This is a genomic window from Tropicibacter naphthalenivorans (genome assembly GCF_900176475.1).
Taxonomy (GTDB): Bacteria; Pseudomonadota; Alphaproteobacteria; order Rhodobacterales; family Rhodobacteraceae; genus Tropicibacter; species Tropicibacter naphthalenivorans.
In genome coordinates, this window is the sequence record NZ_FWXX01000008.1 from 83595 (window position 1) to 105671 (window position 22077).

At 64.2% G+C, this 22077-nt stretch carries 22 protein-coding genes and 1 pseudogene; 5 read left to right on the forward strand and 18 right to left on the reverse strand.

Going from position 1 to position 22077, the window contains the following annotated elements; genetic code table 11:
- Window positions 1-7: 7 nt before the first annotated feature.
- The 8 genes from B9A11_RS22530 to B9A11_RS15915 all read right to left on the reverse strand — a co-directional run bounded on the left by B9A11_RS22530 (window position 8) and on the right by B9A11_RS15915 (window position 7486).
- Window positions 8-373 carry an acyl-CoA dehydrogenase family protein gene (locus B9A11_RS22530; RefSeq protein WP_222103135.1) on the reverse strand — a complete coding sequence of 122 codons (366 nt, stop codon included), beginning with the start codon at window positions 371-373 and terminating at the stop codon, window positions 8-10.
- A gap of 12 nt (window positions 374-385) precedes the next feature.
- Window positions 386-904, reverse strand: coding sequence for an acyl-CoA dehydrogenase family protein (locus tag B9A11_RS22250; protein ID WP_222103136.1), 519 nt, complete (start codon window positions 902-904; stop codon window positions 386-388).
- Between the two features lie 81 nt (window positions 905-985).
- Window positions 986-2146 (reverse strand): ABC transporter substrate-binding protein, encoded by a 1161-nt coding sequence (locus B9A11_RS15890; RefSeq protein ID WP_058248795.1) that lies wholly within the window; start codon window positions 2144-2146, stop codon window positions 986-988.
- Window positions 2147-2176: 30 nt separating this feature from the next.
- Window positions 2177-3985, reverse strand: coding sequence for an AMP-dependent synthetase/ligase (locus B9A11_RS15895; RefSeq protein ID WP_327442512.1), 1809 nt, complete (start codon window positions 3983-3985; stop codon window positions 2177-2179).
- Window positions 3982-4743: an ABC transporter ATP-binding protein gene (locus B9A11_RS15900; protein ID WP_058248797.1), complete on the reverse strand. Its 762-nt coding sequence runs from the start codon at window positions 4741-4743 to the stop codon at window positions 3982-3984. Before B9A11_RS15900 ends, B9A11_RS15895 begins: the two co-directional genes overlap by 4 nt.
- Window positions 4740-5513 (reverse strand): ABC transporter ATP-binding protein, encoded by a 774-nt coding sequence (locus B9A11_RS15905; protein ID WP_058248798.1) that lies wholly within the window; start codon window positions 5511-5513, stop codon window positions 4740-4742. The genes B9A11_RS15900 and B9A11_RS15905 overlap by 4 nt, the downstream gene beginning before the upstream one ends.
- Window positions 5510-6607 carry a branched-chain amino acid ABC transporter permease gene (locus B9A11_RS15910; RefSeq protein ID WP_058248799.1) on the reverse strand — a complete coding sequence of 366 codons (1098 nt, stop codon included), beginning with the start codon at window positions 6605-6607 and terminating at the stop codon, window positions 5510-5512. Before B9A11_RS15910 ends, B9A11_RS15905 begins: the two co-directional genes overlap by 4 nt.
- A 3-nt stretch (window positions 6608-6610) precedes the next feature.
- Entirely contained in the window at window positions 6611-7486 is an 876-nt protein-coding gene (locus B9A11_RS15915) for a branched-chain amino acid ABC transporter permease (protein ID WP_058248867.1), read from the reverse strand.
- A 148-nt stretch (window positions 7487-7634) separates the two neighbouring features.
- On the opposite strand from B9A11_RS15915, the gene B9A11_RS15920 reads away from it, so the two are divergent.
- The 4 genes and pseudogenes from B9A11_RS15920 (at window position 7635) to B9A11_RS15935 (ending at window position 12854) form a co-directional block, all read left to right on the forward strand.
- Window positions 7635-8255 carry a TetR/AcrR family transcriptional regulator gene (locus B9A11_RS15920; protein WP_058248800.1) on the forward strand — a complete coding sequence of 207 codons (621 nt, stop codon included), beginning with the start codon at window positions 7635-7637 and terminating at the stop codon, window positions 8253-8255.
- A gap of 57 nt (window positions 8256-8312) precedes the next feature.
- Window positions 8313-8471, forward strand: a pseudogene (locus B9A11_RS15925) (nitronate monooxygenase); the annotation flags it as partial.
- Between the two features lie 135 nt (window positions 8472-8606).
- Window positions 8607-9803, forward strand: coding sequence for a thiolase family protein (locus B9A11_RS15930; protein ID WP_058248802.1), 1197 nt, complete (start codon window positions 8607-8609; stop codon window positions 9801-9803).
- Between the two features lie 261 nt (window positions 9804-10064).
- The gene (locus B9A11_RS15935) at window positions 10065-12854 is read left to right on the forward strand and encodes a bifunctional aconitate hydratase 2/2-methylisocitrate dehydratase (RefSeq protein ID WP_058248803.1); all 2790 of its coding nucleotides are present in this window, start codon (window positions 10065-10067) and stop codon (window positions 12852-12854) included.
- A gap of 79 nt (window positions 12855-12933) precedes the next feature.
- Here the strand turns inward: B9A11_RS15935 and B9A11_RS15940 are convergent, their stop codons facing one another.
- The 9 genes from B9A11_RS15940 to styA all read right to left on the reverse strand — a co-directional run bounded on the left by B9A11_RS15940 (window position 12934) and on the right by styA (window position 20390).
- Entirely contained in the window at window positions 12934-14004 is a 1071-nt protein-coding gene (locus B9A11_RS15940) for a 4-oxalomesaconate tautomerase (protein WP_058248804.1), read from the reverse strand.
- On the reverse strand, window positions 13988-14668 hold the full coding sequence (locus B9A11_RS15945; RefSeq protein ID WP_058248805.1) for a 4-carboxy-4-hydroxy-2-oxoadipate aldolase/oxaloacetate decarboxylase: 681 nt from the start codon (window positions 14666-14668) through the stop codon (window positions 13988-13990). Before B9A11_RS15945 ends, B9A11_RS15940 begins: the two co-directional genes overlap by 17 nt.
- A gap of 17 nt (window positions 14669-14685) precedes the next feature.
- Window positions 14686-15426 (reverse strand): PIG-L deacetylase family protein, encoded by a 741-nt coding sequence (locus B9A11_RS15950; RefSeq protein ID WP_058248806.1) that lies wholly within the window; start codon window positions 15424-15426, stop codon window positions 14686-14688.
- Between the two features lie 204 nt (window positions 15427-15630).
- Window positions 15631-17016, reverse strand: a complete 1386-nt coding sequence (locus tag B9A11_RS15955) for an aldehyde dehydrogenase family protein (RefSeq protein ID WP_058248807.1) — start codon at window positions 17014-17016, stop codon at window positions 15631-15633.
- A gap of 112 nt (window positions 17017-17128) precedes the next feature.
- Entirely contained in the window at window positions 17129-17449 is a 321-nt protein-coding gene (locus B9A11_RS15960) for an EthD family reductase (RefSeq protein ID WP_058248808.1), read from the reverse strand.
- Window positions 17450-17498: 49 nt separating this feature from the next.
- Window positions 17499-17834, reverse strand: coding sequence for a hypothetical protein (locus tag B9A11_RS15965; protein ID WP_058248809.1), 336 nt, complete (start codon window positions 17832-17834; stop codon window positions 17499-17501).
- Window positions 17835-17891: 57 nt separating this feature from the next.
- Entirely contained in the window at window positions 17892-18389 is a 498-nt protein-coding gene (locus B9A11_RS15970; RefSeq protein ID WP_058248810.1) for a flavin reductase family protein, read from the reverse strand.
- Window positions 18390-18444: 55 nt separating this feature from the next.
- Window positions 18445-19092: an OmpW/AlkL family protein gene (locus B9A11_RS15975; RefSeq protein WP_058248811.1), complete on the reverse strand. Its 648-nt coding sequence runs from the start codon at window positions 19090-19092 to the stop codon at window positions 18445-18447.
- 59 nt (window positions 19093-19151) lie between these two features.
- Window positions 19152-20390, reverse strand: a complete 1239-nt coding sequence (gene styA / locus B9A11_RS15980) for a styrene monooxygenase subunit StyA (RefSeq protein WP_370736544.1) — start codon at window positions 20388-20390, stop codon at window positions 19152-19154.
- A 125-nt stretch (window positions 20391-20515) separates the two neighbouring features.
- On the opposite strand from styA, the gene B9A11_RS15985 reads away from it, so the two are divergent.
- Window positions 20516-21394, forward strand: a complete 879-nt coding sequence (locus tag B9A11_RS15985; RefSeq protein ID WP_058248812.1) for a LysR family transcriptional regulator — start codon at window positions 20516-20518, stop codon at window positions 21392-21394.
- 22 nt (window positions 21395-21416) lie between these two features.
- Here B9A11_RS15985 and B9A11_RS15990 read toward each other — a convergent pair whose 3' ends face one another.
- A complete protein-coding gene (locus B9A11_RS15990; RefSeq protein ID WP_058248868.1) occupies window positions 21417-22016 on the reverse strand; it encodes a TetR/AcrR family transcriptional regulator in 600 nt (199 codons plus the stop codon).
- Window positions 22017-22077 lie beyond the last annotated feature (61 nt).

A 22077-nucleotide genomic window follows, 5' to 3' on the forward strand; every position in this document is an offset into this window, starting at 1 on the left:
TCGGCGCTCAGCGCCCCCCCAGATGTTCGCGCGCACAGTGATCGGTCAAGGCCAAGGCCGCGTCGATCTGGGTGCGCATCGAGGCCATCTTGAACCGCGAGTTCTGAAACGCCCCCACGTTCTGGCCAAAGGCGCGCCGCCCGGTGATGAACTCCAGCGTGATCTCAAAGGCGCGTTCCGCCCGCGCGCAGAACCCCACCGCGCCTTGCAGACGTTCCTCGGCAAGGTTCTTCATCATGATGCGGAATCCCTTGTCTGCGGGGCCCTGCAGGTTTTCCTTGGGGACTTTAACATCGTCAAAGAACAACTCGGCGGTGTCCTGGCTCTCCAGCCCCAGCTTTTTCAGGTTGCGCCCGCGGGCGAACCCGTCCATCCCGCGTTCCACCTAGAACAGCCCGATGTCATGGGCGCGCTCGGGGTTGGTGCGGGCGGCGACCAGCACCAGATCGGCCAGATGCCCGTTCGAGATATAGGTCTTGGCCCCGTTCAGCAGCCAGTGATCGCCCATGTCCACGGCCCGCGTACGGATGCCCGACAGGTCAGACCCGGCCCCCGGTTCGGTCATGGCGATGGCAAGGATCGTCTCGCCCGACACCGCGCCGGGCATAAAGCGCGCGCGCTGATCGTCGGTGCCGTGGTGGTGCAGGTAAGGCCCGACAATCCGGTTGTGCAGATGGGTGAACAGCCCGGGCGCGCGCACCGACAGCTCTTCGATCAGGATCATATCATAGCGGAAATCGTCCACCCCCAGCCCGCCGAATTGCGGGTCGGCATACATGCACAAAAACCCTTCGACCCCGGCCTTTTGCCAGACGGCGCGGCTGACCATGCCCGCCGCGTCCCAGTCGGCCTGATGGGGAAAGACATGCGCCTCGGCAAAGGCGCGCACGGTGCCACGGAACATCTCGTGTTCCGGCTCGTAAATCGTTCGTTTCAACATGTAAAAAACAGCGGGCGAGGGCCGAAACCCTCGCCCAAAGCCCCGTTACTCAAGGGTTTTCACCAGCTCCCAAGAGCCGTTGTTGATCTTGTGCAAAAAGATCTCGTCCGAGGCGGTGTGATCCTCCGGCCCCATCTTGATCTGCGCGCCGCCGATCGGGTCAAAGTAATCAAGGCTCTCCAGCGCCGCGACAAAGCTTTCGCGGGTCAGGTCCGGGCCTGCCGCCTCGAGCGCGCGCACCACCAGTTCGGCGGCCTGACGGCCCAGGATCGCGCCCGAAGACGGGAAATCCTCGCCGGTTGCGGCCTTGAACTGGGCGACCCATTCACTCACGGCGGGATCGCTCAGGCGCGCCTCAAGGTCTTGCCAGCCGCCGCCCGCGTACAGCCCGCTGGTGACGCCCTGCTTGGCCAGCGCCTTGGCGACCACGGTGTGGAAACCGGCGGTGGCCACGTAGAACTTGGTGTCGGTCATGCCCAGCTTGTTGGCGGTGGCCACGGCGTTGATGATCTGCCCGACCCCAAGCGCCAGCCCCACGGTGTCGCAGCCATCGTCACGCACGCGCCCCAGCGCGCCGGTAAAGTCGGTCTCGTCCGGCTTGTGGCCGATCTCGACGCCCAGCTCGAACACACCCTCGGCGGCCAGATCTTGGGCCGAAGCCTTGATTTCGTTGCCAAAGTCAGTCGGCAGGATCATCAGGCACACCTTCTTGGTTCCTTCGTTCTCGGCCATGTAGCGCATCGACGCCAGCGAGGCGTCATAATAGGTGGACACGCCCGCGAATTTCCACGGCTCAAACGGTTCGACCATCTGCCGCGCGCCGGTCAAGGGCGAGACGTTGGGGATGCCCTGCGGCGCCATCTGCTGGAACATGGCAAGGTTCGTCGGCGTACCGAGGTTCATCACGAAGGCAAAGACTTCGTCTCGGTTGATCAGCTTGTTGGCGGCCTGCGCGGCGCGCGGCACCTGATAGCCGTGGTCCTCGATGATGTAGGTGATCTTGCGCCCGTGCACGCCGCCCGCCGCATTGATCGCGTCGAAATAGGCGTTTGCCGCCTGTGTCGCAGGCACAGAGAAGGGCGCGAAAATGCCCGACAAATCGTGCGCCCCGCCCAGCTTTACTTCGGTGTCGGTGACGCCCTGTGCGCCGGCCTGCGTGGCCAAAGCCAACGCGCCTGCGGTGGCCAATCCTTTGATAACGTTCATGACTTCCTCCCTAAAACGACCTGTGACGGGTCAATACATCTGGTTGATCAACGCCGCGTGCCGTTCGTTCACATAGGACCGTTTCAGCTTCATCGTCGGCGTCAGTTCCTCATCCTCGGCGGTCAGCAGGATGTCGATCAGCCTAAAATCCTTGATCTGTTCCACCTGCGCAAAGTCGCGGTTGGTTTCGGCCACGATGCCGCCGATCAGATCGCGCACCTGAGGCGCACGGGTCAGCGAGCCGAAATCGGAAAACGGCACGGCGCGGTCCTGCGCGAATTTCTCGACGTTTTCCTGATCGATCATGATCAAGCAGGTGAGGTACTTGCGCCGATCCCCGATCACCACCGCGTCGGAAATATAGGGCGAGAACTTGAGCTTGTTCTCGATCTCGGCGGGGGTGATGTTCTTGCCGCCCGCGGTGATGATGATGTCCTTGATCCGGCCGGTGATGGACATGTAGCCATCCTCGTCGATCCGCGCCACGTCACCGGACAGCAGCCAGCCATCGGGGGTCAGCGTCTCGGCGGTCTTGTCTGGCTTGTTCCAGTACCCGGCGAAGATCCCCGGCCCGCGCATCATCAATTCGCCCCCCTCGCCGATCTTGATCTCTGTCCCCGGCAGGGCGCGGCCTGCGGTGCCGACGCGGTTTGCGCCCACGGGGTTGATCGTCGCCAGCGCCGTGGTTTCGGTCATGCCAAAGGCTTCGATCATCGGGACGCCAATGGCGTGATACCAGCGGATCAGATCGGGCGAAGAGGGCGCGCCCCCGGTCCCGGCCCGCCGACAATTGGCCAGGCCCAGCATCCGCCGCAGGTTGTTCAGGACGGTCACTTGCGCCAAGGCGAATTGCAGCCGCAGCAGGGGCGAAGGGCTGTCGTTTGCCGCCCGCCGCGCGCCAACGCTTAGCGCCCAGTCAAAGACCTTGCCCCCCAGCCACCCCGCTTCGGAGCGCAGGATCATCACGCGCGAATAGATCTTTTCCCAGATGCGCGGCACGCCGACAAAGGTGTCGGGGCTGACCTCGCGCATATTGTCGAACACCGTCTCGGGGCTTTCGGCAAAGTTCACCGTCGAGCCGTGCGCAATCGGCAGATCGACCGACACCAGCCGTTCCAGAACGTGACACAGCGGCAGGAAACACAGCTGTTCGTCGGTGTCCTTCATGTCGAACACGCCCTGCCCCGCGACATATTGATAGATCACGTTGCGATGGCTGATGACCGCGCCCTTGGGCGGGCCAGTGGTGCCGGAGGTGTAGATCATCATGCGCCCGTCCTCGGGCTGGACCTTTTGCAGCGCCTCCTCGAAGCGTTGCGGGTTTTGCGCCGCTGCCCCGCGCGCCAGCAGGTCGTCGTAGAACATCACCTGCGGGTGCGCGAAGGTTGCCAGCCCGTCGCGGTCCAGCACGATCACATGCTCGACGCCGGGCATGGTTTCGCGCGCCTCCAGCCACTTGTCGAGCTGCTCGTCGTTTTCCACGAACAAGACCCGCGCGCCGCTGTCATTGGCCAGATAGGCCAGCTGCTTGGCGCTGTCGGTGGTGTAGACGCCGGACGGGATCGCACCGATGGCCGCCGCCGCCAGATCGGCATACAGCCACTCGCGCCGGTCCTCGGACAGGATCAAGACGACCTCGCCGTGCCCCACCCCCAGGTCCATCAGCGCCAGGCCTATCTGACGCGCGGTCTGGTAATAATCGGTCCAGGAATACTCCTGCCAGATGCCCAGCTTTTTCTCGCGGTGACAGACCCGCGCGCCGTAATGCGCGCACTGCTGCGCCCACAGGCCGACCACGGTGCGCTGACCTTTGAAGGTCCTGAAATCCTGCGCGCTCATCTCCATGTCTTGCGCCTCTTCCAGCGTTTCTGGCCGCGCTCGTTCGCCTCTGCCTTGCCCAGATAGAATTCCTGAATGTCGTCCGAGGCGCGCAGCTTTTCCGTCGGGCCGCCCATGACGATCCGCCCCATTTCCAGCACATAGCCGGTGTGGGCGGTGGCCAGAGCGATATGGGCGTTCTGTTCCACCAGCAGCATGGTCACCTTTTGCTCGGCATTCAGCCGCGCGATGATACCAAAGATTTCCTGCGTCAGCAGCGGTGACAACCCGAGGCTCGGCTCGTCCAGCATCATCAGCCGGGGCCGTGCCATCAGCCCGCGCCCAATCGCCAGCATCTGCTGTTGCCCGCCGGACAGATAGCCCGCGTTCTGCTTGCGCCGTTCTTTCAGGATCGGGAAATAGTCGTAGACCAGCTCCAGATCGCTGGCCGGATCATCCCGCCGGGTATAAGCGCCGAGCTTGAGGTTTTCCTCTACCGTCAGGTAGGGAAAGACCTCGCGTCCCTCGGGGACCAAGGACACCCCCGCGCGCACCACCCGGTCCGGCTCCAGCCCCGCGATGCTTTGCCCGAACAGCTCGATCGAGCCTTTCTCGGGGTCCATCAGCCCGGCAATCGTCTTCATCAGCGTCGACTTGCCCGCGCCATTTGCGCCAAGGATCGTGACGATCTCGCCTTCGGTCACGTCGATGGACACGCCGCGCAGGGCCATGATCGCACCGTAAAACGTCTCGAGGTTGCGGACAGACAGCACCGTCATGCTGCGGCCTCTGGCGAGCCAAGATAGGCGGCCTGCACATGCCTGTCGGCCTGCACCTCGGCGGCGGTCCCCAAGGCAAGCGGCCGCCCGTTCGCCACCGCCAACACCCGGTCCGACACCTGCGCCACCAGCCCCATGTCGTGTTCCACCATCAAGACCGTCAGCCCCATGTCGCGCCGCATGTCCTCGATCCAGAAGGCCACGTCCTGCGTTTCCTCCACCGACAGGCCAGAGGCGGGCTCATCCAGCAGGATCAGACGCGGGCCGATGGCCAGCGCGCGCCCGATCTCGATCACCTTGCGCACGCCGTAGGGCAGCCCCTCAATGCGCTTTTCGCGGTAGGCTTCCAGTTCGAGGAACTCGATCACCTCTTCGACATGCCGCCGATGCGCCCGCTCTTCGCGGCGGACCGATGGCAGGTGCAGGATGTCTTGCACAAAGTTCGTCGCCCGGTGGGTGTGCCGGCCCATCAGCAGGTTGTCCAACACCGTCGAATGGTCGAACAGCTCGATGTTCTGGAAGGTCCGCGCGATGCCAAGGCGGGCAATGTCATGCGCCTTGAGCGCCGTGATGTCCTGCCCGTCAAAGCGGATGGTGCCATGGGTTGGCTGATAGATCCGGCTGATGAGGTTGAAGATCGTCGACTTGCCCGCGCCGTTCGGCCCGATGATGGCAAAGACCTCGCCCTCTTCGACGCTGAACGACACCCCGTCCACCGCCTTCACCCCGCCGAAATGCACGGCCAGATCGTCCACTTCGAGCAGGCTCATCGCATCCGCTCCGTCTTGAGATAGGTTTTGTGGCGGCGGAACATATCCCGCCGCGCCAGCGGGAATATCTCGAACCAGGTGCGGATTTTCAGCCAGCGGCCGTACAGCCCCGTCGGTTCAAAGAGGATGAAGCCGATCAACAGGACCGAGAACATCATGGTGTCGATCCCCGGCAGCGACGCAAGGTCGATGCCCGTCGAGGCGTTGACCGTGTCGCGCAGGATGGCGATCACCTGCGGCATCCCGGTGATCAGGATCGCGCCCAGAAACGCCCCCTGGATGAACCCAAGCCCGCCGATGGTCACCACCAGCAACAGGTTGATCGAGATGAAGATCGAGAAGAGCTCGTAGTTGAAGAAGCCGATGTAGTGCCCCATCAGCGCCCCGCCGAGGCCTGTGACCCCTGCCGACAGGCCAAAGGCCAGCGCTTTGGTCCGGGTGACGTTGATGCCAAGGCTGCGCGCGCTCACCTCGCTGTCTCTGACCGCAAGGAACGACCGCCCCGTGGGCGAGCGCATCAGGTTGGCGTAGCCCCAAGTGACCAAGGCGACGATCCCCAGCACCAGCCAGTAGAAATTCGCCAGCGCGCCGTAGCGGTCGAAACTGATGCCCATCAGGCTGATCGACGGTGCCATGGTGCCGCCCACCCCGCCGGTGATCGGCTCCAGCATGATGATCAGTTCCTCGACGATGACGAACACTGCCAGCGTGGCGATGGCAAGGTAGATGCCCGACAGCCGCACCGCCGGAATGGCGATCACCGCGCCGAACAGCCCCGCCGCCAGCCCCGCCACCGGAAAGGCGATCCAGAACGGCATGCCCGCGTTCATCAACCCCGCATCGGTGTAGGCTCCGATGGCAAGAAAGGCCGCGTGCCCCAGCGACACCTGCCCCGTGTGCCCCACGGCGATCATCAGCCCCATCCCCGCCAGCGCCCAGATCAGCGTATTGGCCGCCTCGGCGAGGTAGTAGTTGCCGACGAGGAACGGCAGCGCGGCCATGACCGCCAGCAGAACGGCGATCTTTGCCCGGTCCAGCCAATGTTCATGCAGGTCGATGTCGCGGTCGTAGGATTTCTTGAAGACGACGCGCATGGCTCAGACCTTCTTCATGTGGATCTGGGCAAACAGCCCGCCGGGCCGCGTCACCAGCACCACCAGCATCAGGATGTATGGCGACATGATCGCCAGTTCTCCCGGCGCGTAACGCCCCGCGATGGGTTCGATGATGCCGATCAACAGCCCGCCTAGCAACGCGCCCGGCAGGCTCCCCAACCCGCCGATGACGGCGGCGGCAAAGGCCTTGATCCCCAGAAGCCCGATGTTCGGGTCGATCGCCCCGCGCGTGGCGTACAGCACCCCCGCCACCGTCGCCACGGCCCCCGACAGGCCCCATGTCAGCGCGTTGATCTTCATCACCGGGACGCCGACGATATAGGACGCCATCTGGTTCTGGCTCGACGCCTGCGCGGCGAGGCCCACCTTGGTAAAGGCGAAAAACGCCCAAAGCGCCACGGTCAGCACCAGCGTCACCACGATGGCGATCAGATCCGCCAGCGAGATCACCACGCCGCCAAGGCTTAGGTTCACGCCGGCAAAAGGCGTCTCCAACACAAGCGGCGAATAGCCCCAGATCGACCCTGCGATAAAGCGAAAGACAAAGCCCATGGCGATGGTCAGGATCACCAGCGCGAACTGCGGCTGGCCGAACAGTTGCCGCACCACGACACGTTCCACCGTCCAGCCGATCCCGAACATCAGGGCAATCGCCAAGGGCACCGCCAGCCAGAACGACAGGCCCAGCTGCCCCTCGTTCCCCAGCCCAAGCGCGATGAACGCGCCAAGCATCATCATGTCGCCTTGGGCGAAGTTGACCCCCTCGGACGCCTTGTAGATCAGCACGAACCCAAGCGCGACAAGACCGTAGATACATCCGTTGGCAAGGCCGCCGATCAGTAGCTGCAAGACCTCCATCAGGTGTGCAGCCATAGGCATAGGGGCGCTGTCGCGCCTCTCTTGTTCAGCATGCCGTCTCCTCCCCGTCAGGCTGTGAACGTTGTTGACTTGAGCTAAACACAGGTGTCAATTTCCGGTCAACAGTGTTTTTCAACCGGGACGTGCCGTGAACCAGATTGCCCTGCGCATCCACCATGCCGCCATGCGGGTCTTTGCCGAAGAGGGCGGAACCTGCCTTGCGGTCAGTGACGTGGCCCGCGCCGCCGGGCTGTCGCGCGCGACGATTTACAACAATCTGGACAATCCCAGCGCGCTCTATGCCTCTGTCTGCGATCTGATCTCGGACGAGCTGGACCATTCCTTTGGCCTTGTGACCGAGGGGATGGATGACCCGGCCGAGGTGATCTCTGCCTGTGTGCGCCTTTCCCTGCGCCGCACCCACGAAGAACAGGACTGGGGGCGCTTTCTGGCGCGCTTTGCCATCGTCGAACCCAAGGTGCGCAGCTTTTGGGGCCGCATCCCGACCCAAGCGATCAAGCGCGGCGTCGACGAGGGGCGATTCACCATCCCGCGCGGCTATTCCGCCACCATGGCCGCGACGCTGGGCGGCACGACGCTGGGCGGCATGGCGCTGGTGCTGGATGGTCTGCGCACGTGGCGGCAAGCGGGCGAGGAAATGGCCGACATCACCCTGCGCGGCCTTGGCGTGCCCCCGGACGACGCCGCGCGGATCGCCCGCATAGACCTCGACCCGCTGCCAAAGCTGGCGGTCTTTGGCAAACACTAACTGGGACTTTGGGAGGAGCCCCATGACAGCCAGAGGCACACCCAAGGCGGTGCCGGCATGACCTTGCCCGCTGTTTTCGACACCATGCGCCTGCCGCTGATCGGCGCGCCCATGTTCATCCTGTCCGGTCCCGAACTGGTGATTGCCCAGTGCAAGGCCGGGATCGTCGGCACCTTTCCGGCGCTGAATGCCCGCGAGAGGGACGGCGACCTCGTGCAGGAAATCCGCGAGTGGTTCGACGGGCCGCCCTGCGCCGATGTCGTCGCCCGCCCGAAGGCCGATTTCGCGCGCGCCAAAGCCCGGCTTGACCGGCTCACCGCATAAAATTTCACGATACCGGAGGAGATATCCGTGACAGCCTACATCCCTTATGGGGCCTATTGGTCAACGCCCTTTGCCCGCTGGCAGGGGTCGTTTTCCCACCTGCATTCCATCGAATTCGCCGCGCATGTGGCCAAGAGCGCCTTGGCGGCGCGCAGCCTGACGCCGGAAACCTTTGACTTTGCCGCCTATGGCATGACCGTGCCGCAGTACCGCAGCTTTTACGGCACGCCTTGGTTTACTGCGTTGATGGGGGCCGAGCATCTGGCCGGCCCGACCGTCAACCAAGCCTGCGCTACCGGCGCACGGCTGGTGGCGACAGCGATGGGCGAGATGGCCGTGAGCGGCGTCGAGACCGCGCTGATCGCGTCGGGCGACCGCACGTCGAACGGCCCGCACGCCTATTACCCCGCCCCCGATGCGCCGGGCGGCACGGGCCAAGGCGAGAACATCGTGATGGAAAGTTTTAATCGCGATCCCTTTGCCAAATGCGCCATGGTCGACACCGCCGACAACGTCGCCCGCAAGCTGGGCATCTCGACCGAGGAACAGCACGAGGTCGCCAGCTTTCGGGCCGAGCAATACGCCGCCGCGCTGGCCGACGATCGCGCGTTCCAGAAACGCTACATGGAGGCGGAGTTCCCCGTGCCCGACGGGCGCTACCGCAAGACGGTCAAGACCTTGCAGGGCGACGAAGGCATTTACCCCGCCTCGCCGGAAAAGATGGCCGCGCTGAAACCCGTGATGCCGAACGGCTCTGTGACCTTTGCGGGGCAGACGCACCCGGCGGATGGCTCTGCGGGGATGGTGCTGTGTGCGTCAGAGGCCCGCGCGCAGGAGATCGCGCCCAAATCCGGCCCCGTCACGCAGGTTCTGGCGGTGGCGCAGGGCCGTGATGAGCTGGCCCATATGCCCGCCGCGCCGATCCGTGCCGCGAAACGCGCGCTAAAGGTCGCCGGGCTGGAGATCGGCCAGATCGACGTCTTTAAATCGCACAACCCCTTTGCGGTGAACGACATTGCCTTTGCCCGCGCCTTTGATCTGGATTGGAAGCGGATGAACAACTACGGCTCGTCACTGATCTGGGGGCACCCGCAGGGGCCGACCGGCCTGCGCGCCATGATCGAGATGATCGAAGAGCTGGAAATGCGCGGCGGCGGCACCGGCCTGTTTCAGGGCTGCGCGGCAGGCGACAGCGCCATGGCGGTGATCCTCAAGGTGGGCTGACGCCCCCTTTGGCCGTTCCCGTCATGGGGGCGGCCTGCGGTTTTGGGGCCATTTCGCACGCAAGCGCCCCATAAGAATGTCCAATTGCGGCTATCTGTTCACTCGACTCCCCTATCCCATACGCTGTATCGCCAGCGGTAAGAGACTTGCCAAAGCGCAAGGTTCGGTATACATCCGCATACAAACGGCCATCCACCGTTCGCGGGTCGAGAATCGCGACCTGCGCTCCAGCCATATCCGACGTCACATGTAGGGACCGCCATGAGCCTGTACACCGAGTATCTGAACGAGATCGAAACCCGCAAAGGCGAAGGCCTGCACCCCAAGCCCATCGACGATGGCGCGCTGGTGGCAGAGCTGATTGCCCAGATCGAAGACACCGGCAACGAACACCGCGAGCAGTCGCTGAACTTCTTTATTTACAACACCCTGCCCGGCACCACGCCTGCGGCGGGCGTCAAGGCGGCCTTCCTCAAGAAGATCATCACCGGCGAGGCCACCGTGGCCGAGATCACCCCGGATTTCGCCTTTGAACTGCTGTCGCACATGAAGGGCGGCCCCTCTGTCGAGGTTCTGCTGGACATCGCCTTGGGCGACGATGCGGACAACGCAGCCAAGGCGGCTGAGGTGCTGAAAACGCAGGTTTTCCTCTATGACGCCGACATGGACCGTCTGGCCGAGGCCCACAAAGCGGGCAACGCCGTCGCGGGCGACATCCTGCAAAGCTACGCCAAGGCAGAGTTCTTTACCAAGCTGCCCGACATCGAAGACGAAATCGAAGTCGTGACCTACATCGCCGCCGAAGGCGACATCTCGACCGACCTTCTGTCCCCCGGCAACCAGGCGCACTCGCGCTCTGACCGCGAGCTGCACGGCAAGTGCATGATCTCGGAGACGGCGCAGAAGGAAATCGAAGCGCTCAAGCTCCAGCATCCGGGCAAGCGCGTTATGCTGATCGCGGAAAAGGGCACCATGGGCGTGGGGTCTTCGCGTATGTCCGGCGTCAACAACGTGGCGCTGTGGACCGGCAAGCAGGCCTCTCCCTACGTGCCTTTCGTGAACATCGCCCCAGTTGTGGCAGGCACCAACGGCATCTCGCCGATCTTCCTGACCACCGTTGGCGTGACCGGCGGCATCGGCCTTGACCTGAAAAACTGGGTCAAAAAGCTGGACGAGGACGGCAAGCCGGTGCTCAACAACGAAGGCAACCCGGTTCTCGAACAGAAATACTCGGTCGAAACCGGCACCGTTCTGAAAATCGACACCAAGGCGCAGAAACTGAAATCGGCGGACGGCGAAGAGCTGACCGACGTGTCCAGCGCCTTCACCCCGCAGAAGGTCGAATTCATGAAGGCCGGCGGTTCCTACGCCGTGGTCTTTGGCAAAAAGCTGCAATCCTTCGCGGCAGAGACGCTTGGCGTGGAAGCGCCGCAGGTCTTTGCACCGTCCAAGGAAGTTTCGATCGAAGGTCAGGGCCTGACCGCGGTTGAAAAGATCTTTAACGCCAACGCCCGCGGCACCACGCCGGGCAAGGTGCTGCACGCAGGCTCTGACGTGCGCGTCAAGGTCAACATCGTGGGCAGCCAGGACACCACCGGCCTGATGACCTGTCAGGAACTCGAAGCGATGGCCGCCACCGTGATTTCCCCGGTTGTGGACGCCGCCTATCAGTCCGGCTGCCACACCGCCTCGGTCTGGGATAAAAAGGCGCAGGCCAACATCCCCAAGCTGATGTCCTTTATGAACAACTTTGGCGTTGTCACCGCGCGTGACCCCAAGGGCGTTTATCACTCCATGACGGACGTGATCCACAAGGTGCTCAACGACATCACCGTGTCGGATTGGGACATCATCGTGGGCGGCGACAGCCACACCCGTATGTCCAAGGGCGTCGCCTTTGGCGCGGACTCCGGCACCGTGGCGCTGGCGCTGGCGACCGGTGAGGCAACCATGCCGATCCCGCAGTCCGTCAAGGTCACCTTCAAGGGCAAGATGGCCGATTACATGGACTTCCGCGACGTGGTGCACGCGACGCAGAAGCAGATGCTGGAGCAGCACGGCGACAACGTCTTCCAGGGCCGCGTCATCGAAGTGCACATCGGCACCCTGCTGGCGGACCAAGCCTTCACCTTCACCGACTGGACCGCAGAGATGAAGGCGAAAGCCTCGATCTGTATCTCCAACGATGAGACGCTGATCGGCTCGCTGGAGCTGGCGCGTGATCGTATCCAGGTGATGATCGACAAGGGCATGGACAACGAAGCAGGCACCCTCGCGGGTCTGATCGCCAAGGCCGAAGCGCGCATCGCCGAGATCAAGTCGGGCGAAAAGCCTGCCCTGACCCCGGATGACAACGCCAAGTACTTCGCAGAGGTTGTGGTTGATCTGGACAAGATCGACGAGCCGATGATCGCCGACCCGGACGTCAACAACGCCGATCCGTCGCGCCGCTACACCCACGACACCATCCGCCCGATCTCCTACTACGGTGGCGACAAAAAGGTGGACCTGGGGTTTGTCGGCTCGTGCATGGTGCACAAGGGCGACGTGAAGATCGTGGCCCAGATGCTGCGCAACCTTGAAAAGGACGCAGGCGAGGTCAAGTTCAACGCGCCCCTCGTGGTCGCAGCGCCGACCTACAACATCATCGACGAGCTCAAGGCCGAGGGTGACTGGGAAATCCTCCAGAAGTACTCTGGCTTTGAATTCGACGATCTGTTCCCCAAGGCGCAGGCCCGCACCGAGTACGAGAACATCCTGTACCTGGAACGCCCCGGCTGTAACCTCTGCATGGGCAACCAGGAAAAGGCGGCCAAAGGCGACACCGTTCTGGCGACCTCGACCCGCCTGTTCCAGGGCCGCGTGGTGGAAGACACCGCCGAGAAGAAAGGCGAGAGCCTGCTGGCCTCGACCCCGGTTGTGGTGCTGTCGGCGATTCTTGGCCGGACCCCCTCTTCCGAGGAGTACAAGAAGGCCGTGGAAGGCATCGACCTGACCAAGTTCTCGCCGCCGCTGCAAGCGCCGAGCACGACGCAGTCGGCGCACTTCTGATCCGGATCGGACACGACATAAAGGGGGGCGAGCCGCACAGCTCGCCCCTTTTTCGTTGCCAATTGGGATGGAAACGGGCCTAGACCGGCGCGGGAAAGACGCGCCCTTCCATCAGCAGGCGCGCGGTGCGCAGGGTGCCAGCGCCGGTCACCGTCCCCGCCGCGTCACGCCGGAGCAAAACGTCCGCCGCGCCGCTGGCATGTTCAATCGCAAGCGTGTCGCCCTCGGGCAGCTGGGCCAAGCGCGCGGCAGGGCCATCGCTTAGCGTGCAGGCGGCAGCCACGGTGACCGCGCCGAACACCCCGATCGCCGCATGACAGCGGTGCGGGATAAAGCTGCGGGTGGCAATCGCCCCGCCCGCGCGCGCGCGCGACACCAGCACCATTTTCGGCACCGATTTGTCCGCCACATCCCCGAGGGTCATCATCGGACCCACCTTGAGGCGGATCGCCTCCAGCCGCGCCTTGAGCGGCTCATTCGCGTCCAGCGCCTCGCGCGTCTCGTCCCCGCTCAGGCCAAAGTCCGCCGCATCAAGAATCACGCTCGGCATCCCGTAGTCGATCAGCGTCACCTGCACGCCGTTCACAACGTCCACCGCGCGCCCGGTGGGCAGCATCGCCCCGCACATCGACCCTGCGAGCGCGGTGAACAGCAAGGACACCGGCGCGTGCGTCCCCGGCACGCCGTCGATCCGCGCCGCACCGTCATAGCTGACGCGCCCGCCGGGGGTCTGGACGATGGCCGTGGCGACTTCGCCGGTGTTCCGCATGTGGATGCGCACGGGCGTCTCGCCGTCCTGCGCCGTCACAAGCCCGCGTTCAATGGCGGCAGGGCCGACACAGGCAAGGATATTGCCGCAGGCCTGCGCGTCACTGACAACGGCGCGGTCCATAAAGACCTGAAGGAACAGGTAATCCACGTCGGCATCGGCGCGGCTGGGCGGCGCCAAGACCGCCGCCTTGGAGGTCAGCGGGTCCGCCCCGCCCATGCCGTCGATCTGCGTTGCCGAGGGAGAGCCCATGATCCGCAAAAGCAGCGCGTCCCGCTGCGCCGGATCGGCGGGCAAATCAGACGCAAGGAACACCCCGCCCTTGGAGGTGCCCCCGCGCATCCACAGGCAGGGAATGCCTGCATCAAAGCTCTGAGACATAGGTCAGCCCCTTTGCCGCCAGACGCGAGCGCATGTCGTAGATGTCCAGCCCCAGCTCGCCCGCCGCCAGCCGCTGTCGTTTTGCCTCTTCGGCGTCCAGCCGCGTTTGCGCGGCGGCCATGACGCTTTCCGCCTGCGCGCGCGGCACCACGCAGACGCCGTCATCATCGGCCACGATCACATCGCCGGGGTGCACGGCAGCCCCTGCGCAGACGATGGGGACGTTGACGCTGCCCACGGTTTCCTTGACGCAGCCCTGCGCCGAGACGGCGGTGGACCAGACATGGAACCCCATCTGCCGCAGATCGCGCGTGTCGCGCACCCCCGCGTCAATGATCAGCGCCCGGCACCCGCGCGCCATGGCCGAGGTCGCCAGAAGGTCGCCAAAGTAGCCCATGTCGCAGGGGGCGGTGGGTGCGAGCACCATGATATCGCCCTCTTGCAGCTGTTCGATGGCCACATGCACCATCCAGTTGTCGCCGGGCGCGGCAGAGATCGTCACCGCGCTGCCCGCGATGGCCGCGTCCTGCTGGATTGGCCGCATGTTTGCCCGCATCAAACCGCTGCGGCCTTGGGCTTCGTGCACCGTGGCGACGCCGGCTGCGCCAAGGCGGGCAATGGTCTGCGCGTCGGCGCGAGGGATATCTTGAACAACGGTGGTCATGGTGGCACGCCCCGCTTTCAGGCCAAAGTGTCGACGCAACGCGGAAAGATGCTTTGAAAGCCTTCGGCGTATTGGCAATCGCGCCCGCCGCTTTGCCCGCCCGAGTTGCGCTTGAAGTGGTTGGCGCGCTGCTGGGCGACGCGGGTGTAATAGTCCCACAGGTGGACCTGGCCTTGCATCGCCTCCATCGCCTTGCGCTTTTTGTCCCAGACCGGGGTGATGTCCAGAAAGACGTCCGGCTTCCAGCCCATCTGCTCGGTCTGGTGCGGCTCGAACAGGTACATCTGCGGCGCGCCAAGCACCTGTTCGCCGGGGTTGTGGCCCCAGGCCTGCGCGATCATGCGGGCCTCTAGCGCCACTTGGGTCATGTACATGTGGTCGGTGTTGTAGGGGTCGTACTGGCTGTGGCTCATCATGAAGGACGGCTGCACGGCGCGGATCAGATCGACCAGCTTGTCCTTGTCCGCGCGCTCCAGATGCAGCGGGTAGTCGCCCAGATCAAAGCACTCCAGCCGCGCCACGCCCAACGCGTCGGCGGCGGCTTCGGCCTCGGCGCGGCGGATGTCCTTGACCTCTTGCAGGGACTTACCCTCTTTCCACAGCCGGGCGCTTTCGCCGCGTTCGCCAAAGGACAGGCAGGCGACGGTGACGTCGATCCCCTGCTCGGCGTGCAGCGCGATGGCCCCGCCGCAGCGCCAGACAAAGTCCGCGGCATGGGCCGAAATGATAAGGGCGGTCTTGCGATCCGTGGCGGGCATGGGCGGTCTCCATCGCAGTTGTCCGGGCGGTTTTCCGGGCGAAGGTGTCCCACGCAGCCCCCCGGCGCGGCAATTTCGAACCGCCTGCGCGAGGATAAGTTTGGTCTATAGCAGCTGCGCCCACAGTCCGCCAAAATAAGGAACGGCGACCCGGGGGGAGACCGAGCCGCCGTCGCTTGTTTCGCAATCTCTTAGGGAGCCAGATTACGAAAACACCACTTGGATGTCGGTGTATTCCGCGAGCCCTTCCTCGCTGAATTCCACCCCAAGGCCGGACTGCTTCACGCCGCCAAAGGGGGCGTTGGGCTGGATCGCGCCGTGCTTGTTGATCCAGACAGAGCCGCACTCCATCCGGCCCGCCAGCGCGCGGCCCTTTTCGATGTCCGAGGTCCAGATCGACCCGCCAAGGCCGTTGTCCGAGGCGTTTGCGGCGGCGATCGCCTGATCCACATCGGTGTAGCGGATAATCGGCAGCGCCGGGCCGAACTGCTCCTCGGACACCAGCGGGTCAGAGGCGTCGAGATCGGCGACGATGGTCGGCGGAAAGAACAGGCCTTCGCTCGCTTCGCCGCCCAGCAGGACGCGGCCCTTGCCCTTGGCAGCCTCGACCAGACGCGCGACCTTGTCGAACTGCATCTGGTTCTGGATCGGGCCGAGGATGCTGTTCTCGTCCTGACCGTCGCCCACCGGGATGTTTTTCGCAAAGGCCACGAGGTGTTCGCAGACCGCGTCGTAGATGCTGTCATGCACGTAAAGGCGCTTCATCGCGGCGCAGGTCTGGCCGTTGTTGATAAACGCGCCCCAGAACAGGCCTTCGGCAATCGCCGCCGGATCGGCGTCGGGCAGGACGATGCCTGCGTCGTTGCCGCCCAGCTCCAGCGTCAGGCGCTTCATGGTTTCGGCAGCGGTCTGCATCATGCGGCGGCCGGTGGCGCAAGAGCCGGTAAAGACGATCTTGCGGATGCCCTCATGCGCCGACATCGCCGCGCCAAGGTTCACGGTTTGGTCATCGCAGGTCACCACCTGCACCACGTTTTCAGGCAGCACGCTGGACATGATTGCCACAAGGCGGATGGTCGCCAGCGGCGTGTGCGGCGAGGGCTTGACCACCACGGTGTTGCCGGTGCGCAGCGCGGGCAGGATGTGCCAGACGGCGATCATGACGGGGAAGTTCCACGGCGTGATCGAGCCGACGACCCCCAGCGGCTTGCGGTGCAGTTCCACCCGGCCTTCGTTGGTATCCTGCAGGGTCTTGGGCGGCAGCGACAGCGAGGCGGTATACCAGGCCCAGGCCTGCGCCCCGCCGATTTCCCAGCGCGAGCCAAGCCCGTTCAGCGGCTTGCCCTGTTCCTTGGTGACCATCTGGGCCAGCTCTTCGGCGTGCTCGCCAATGGCCCCGGCGACCTTTTCGCAATAGGCTTGCAGCTCGGCGTCGGGCGTCTGCGACCAGCTTTCAAAGGCAGTCTGCGCGCGGGCGACGGCGGCATCCAGATCGGCGAGGCTGTTCATCGGCGCGTGGCCGACCACATCACCGGTCGAGGGGTTCACAACGGCAAAAGCGGCAGCGTTGGCAGAGGCTTGGGTGTTCATGGCGGGGTGTCCTGTGTTGTTCGAGGGTGCAGCGGTCTGGCCGCCGCGGAACATCCGGGCGAGTGTCTGTAGGATCATGATTTTCGGAAAGCTTGAGTGGTTTGGGTGGCCCTTACGCGAGGGCCAGCGCCTTGGTGTCGACGGCAAAGTGGAACATGGTCGCGCCCTTGGGCGAGTAGTTCGGCACGTCGGCGGCGACTTCTGCGCCTTGTTCGCTCATCAGCGCGCGCTGCATGTCCTCGGCGCTATCGAAATAGCCGCGAAAGATGCAGAAGGGCGTGCCGTTGTCCGGGCCAAGCGGCGCGGGATAGGCGACGTCGTAGGACCGCAGACCCGGCAGGCGCTCGGCCAGCGGCAGGTGACGATCCGCGTAATACGCGCGAAAGGCGTCTGCGTCGTCGGGGGTCGGGTATTGTACGCTCAGGCAGTACATTGTGGCTCTCCTCTTTGTCGAAAAGGGGGGCGCGTGGCCCCCCAGACGTTTACGCGGCCTGCATCTCTGCGGCGCTGGCCTGACCGGCGCGGCGCGCCTTGGCCTCTAGGATCGCCTGGCGGCCAATGGCGACCAGCGCGATCATGTTCAGCACACCAAAGACATAGGCCGGGAAGAGCGCGAGAAAGCTGAAGATGTCCGCGGCGGTCCAGCCCCGTTCCGAGCCGGGCAGTTGGAATTCGATGAACACCCCCGGCAGCAGCTCAAAGCCGCCAAGGACATACATCCACAGGCCCAGCCCGCCCACGAGCGAAGCAAAGATCATAAGAACGCCGTTGCCGGCCATCAGGTCGCGCAGCTGCGGCTGCCACGTGTTCGTGGTCATGTTAAAGTCCCTCTCCCTAGGAATTGGCCCCGTCTCCTGCGGGGCGCTGTGCGGCGATCAGCTCGCCAGTTTCATGTCGGTCAGGCCGCGGAAGCCGCCCGCGTGGTAGACCAGCGGCGCGATGCCCTGGATGGACGCGCCCTTGACGTGACCAAAGATCACCGCGTGCGTGCCCGAGGTGACGATCTCGGCGACCTCGCATTCGAGCGAGGTCGCCCCTGCCAGGACCGGCAGTCCCAGCGCATCCCCATGCCGCCAGTGTCCGGTCTCAAAGCGCGCGTCGCCGGTGACGCCGCCCCTGCCTGCAAAGGTTTCAGCCACCGCCCGGTCATCGCCGCCCAGAATGTTCACCGCAAAGACGCCCGCATCGCGGATCATCGCATAGGTGCCGGTGTTCATGTTGGTGCAGGCCAGGATCGTCGCCGGCTCGGCGCAGACAGAGGTGACGGCGGTGGCGGTGATGCCCCTGCGTTCCCCGTCCAGCTGGGTGGTGACGATATTGACCCCGGCGGCCAGTTCGGCCAGCGCGGCGCGGAAGGTGTCGATGGTAACCATTGGACGTTCCTTTGCGGTTAGCTTTGCGCGCCAGTTCGCCCCGGCGCGCAAAAGGTCAGAAGTTGATGCCGATGCCCGCCGTGATGATCGTCGGGTTCAGCGTGATGTCGGCGCTGGCGGTGTTGGGGCCAACCATGCCGGTCGCCTTGGTTTTCAGCGGGATGTATTTGACGTCCACGAACCAATCGGTGTTGGTGCCTTGGATCGCGCCGGACAGGCCCGCCTGAACGACCGGCGCCCAAGCGTTATCCACCTTGAAATTGGTCAGCGCCGCGTCCTCGGTGCCAAACACCAGCGTGTCGTTCACACCGCCGCCGACGTAGGCTTCGAGGCCTTCGGTCAGGGGCATGTGGTACAGGCCGGTGACGGTCGCCGGGCCGTAGGTGACCTCGCCCAGTGTCAGGCCAGCCAGCGGGCCAGAGCCGTTCAGCGTCGCGGTGGGCGGGATGCCCACGGTGGCCTCGGCCGAGAACCGTTCACTAAAACGGTAGCCCAGCGAGAACACCACGCTGGCGTCGTTGTCGGTGGTAAAGCTGGCACCGGGCACCACCGCGCCGTTTTGCTTGACCGTCGCGCTTTCGTCAAAGCCGATCCCGGCCAGGCCAATGCGCAGCGACCAGGGGCCGTCTTGGGCCTGCGCCATCATCGGCGCGCAGGTCATCAGGGCGGTCAGCGCGGCTGCCGCAGAAAAATGGGTCTTCATGTCGGTCTCTCCGAATTAAGGGAGCGGGCGCCGGGAAGGCGGTCGGCGCCCGCCAACGCTCATTCCGCTGCCATCGGCAGGGCCATACGCGCCACGGTCGCGCGCACGCGCTCGGGGCTGGAGAAGATGTCCCATTGAGCTTCGGGATGGTTGAAGTCTTCGGTGAACTGGTCGGTCAGCGCGCGGCTCTGCGCCATGCCGCCGATGAATTCCAGCAGCGTGGGGTCCAGCTTGGCGAGGTTTTCCAGCATGTAGTTGGTCCAGCGGGTACCGGACATCACGCGGTCATGACGGCGCGTGTCGAACTTTTCGACGAACCGCTGATCAAAGACGTCGTTGGCCACGATCTCTTCACCAAGGATGACAGCGGCGTAGGACGCCATGTTGGCCCCCTGCCCCAGCACCGGGTCAACGACCGCGTGCACGTCACCCAGAGCCACGGCCATCTTGCCGTTGTCCAGCGTGGTACAGGTTTGGCGGACGGTGGGCGTCACGCCCCCCTGAAGAATGTCGAGCGGCGAGTTGGCCAGGTCGAACTCTTCACGATCGATGCGGGCATAAAGCGTCGGGTAGTGCTTTTCGAGCTTTTCCAGCAGCAGATCGAGAAAGGCGCGCGGGTCGTCCTGGTATTTGGTCTTGGCGAGGATTTCCAGATCGCCGCCGATTTGTTTTTCCAGAACCAGCGCGTTGCACCAGCCATTGAACGACCAGGACGGGATCTCGATCAGCTCGCCAGCGCCGGGCGAGAAATACATGGTCACGGCGCGGGTCTCGGGCTCGGTGATGCCTTTGACCAGGCCGACGCACAGCATCCGCTGCGGGCGCTCGAACGGCGAAAAGCGGTCGTCGCGGCCGAACATCTGGCCAATCGGGCCTTTGCCGGTGCAGACCACGGTCAGGTCGTGTGCGTCCGAGATGCCTTCGATCATCTCACGCTCGACCGGGCCGTAGACCACTTCGCCGCCGCGCTCGATAAAGTCTTTGAGCAGCTTGGGCTGGTAGATGCGGTAATCGACGGCGCGGCTGGGACGCGCGAGGTCGCCGAACATCTCGATCGGCTCGGGCGTGCCGATGTAGTAGTAGTGGCCAAAGTAGCCGAATTCGTCCGACGGCCAGTGGTTGCAGCCCAGAGCGTCCTCACGCTCGGTGGTCACATGGTGGTGCGCCACGGTGTTCATCAGGCGCGCGTCTGCGTATTCCTCCGGCGTACGATCCGTGTACAGCGTCGGCTTGATCCCGTTTTGCAACAGGTGCAGGCCCAGATGCAGGCCGGCGGTGCCCGCACCGATGATGGCGATCTATTTGGTCATTGAATTTCCTCCCGTAGTCCTTGGGATCAGGAATAAATCGACAGAGCGGTCAGCGATAGATGAATTATCGCATATGACTTATCACAAAACGAATAAATCAGGATACTCTGACCATGAGCGACCGCCTACAGGCCTATGAAATCTTTGCCGAGTTGATGGATCGCAAAAGCTTTTCCGAAACCTCGCGAATCCTGCGGGTGCCGCAGGCGACGGTATCGAAACAGATTGCCTCGCTCGAAGCGGCCTTGGGGGTGCAGCTGTTCATCCGCTCGACGCGGCGAATCAGCCCCACCGCCGAGGCCGAGGAACTGATTCCCCACGTGCGCCACATGCTGGACGCCCGTGCCGAGGTGCTGCGTGTGGCCCATGGCGAACTGCCCAAGCTGTCGGGCAAGATGCGGGTCGCCGCGCCGCATTCCTACGGGCGGCGCATTCTGCTGCCGCAATTGGTCGAATTCATGGACCTGTATCCCGACATCAGCATCGAGGTCGCCCTGCACCGCAGCCCCCCTGACCTGCTGGACAACAAGATCGACCTCGCGCTGAGCGGCGCGACCATCCTCGAAGGGCCCTACCACCAGCGCTTGCTCAGCACGCACCGCTGGGTGGTGGCGGGGGCGCCGGCCTATTTGGATCAAAAGGGGCGGCCCTCGCTGCCGATGGATCTCGAAGACCATTGGCTGATCCTGCCAGAGGTCTTTCCGTCGGACATGCTGACTTTTGATTCCGAGGACGGGCGGCAATCCATCGAGATTCGCGCCCGCCTGACCGGCAACGATGTGGATTTTTCCGAAGGGGCGGCGTGGCAGAACGCCGGGCTCGCGATCCTGCCCGATTGGATGCTGGGGCATGACGGCGCGCTCGAGCAGGTCTTGGCCGATTACGTGCTGGAACCGATTCCCGTGCGTCTCGTCTTTCCCGAGGCCAAGATCATCCCCCGCCGGGTGCGCGCCTTGATCGAGTTTCTGGTCGAGCGGGCGGGACGCATGTAAGCGGGGCGGGTGTAAGGGCGCGCTAGCGCAGCCCCTTGACCCCGTCCAGCACCAGCGCCGTGGCCATGCGCGCGTAATCGGCGCGGCTGAGCGCGCCATCGTCGCGGAACCACGTATAGACCCAGTTCAGCATCCCAAAGAGCGACATGGTCACCGGCATCACCATGCGCGGCTCTTGGCCGGCCAATTCGGGATGCAAGACCGCGATCACCTCAGAGAAATGCGCAACGATGCCGCGCGTGCGCTCTCGGACGACCGCCGATTGCTCTGCGTTGAGCGCCTCTCCGGCGTTCAGCTGGACCTTGTGCGCGTCGTCAGCGCCTTGGTAGGCGGTCAGCACCGCGTCCACCATCGCCTCTAGCCGCGCGCGGGGCGGCAAGGACGCATCATCCGCTGCCTCGATCGCCGCCAGCAGCTCGTCAAGGTGTTCGATGATGATCGCGTAGATCAACTCTCCCTTGGAGGGGTAGTAGTGATAAAGCAGCGATTTGGACACGCCCGCCTGCTTGGCGATCCCCGACATGGACGCCTTTTCCATGCCCTCGGTGGCAAAAACCTGGGCGGCCACCAACAGCAGTTGGTGCTGCTTTTCCTCAAAGTCTTTTGCGCGGGTTCTGGCCATGGGTTTGGTATCCAACAGGAATAGGCGAAAGGCTGTGCCCTTCGCTCTACGCCATTTACCG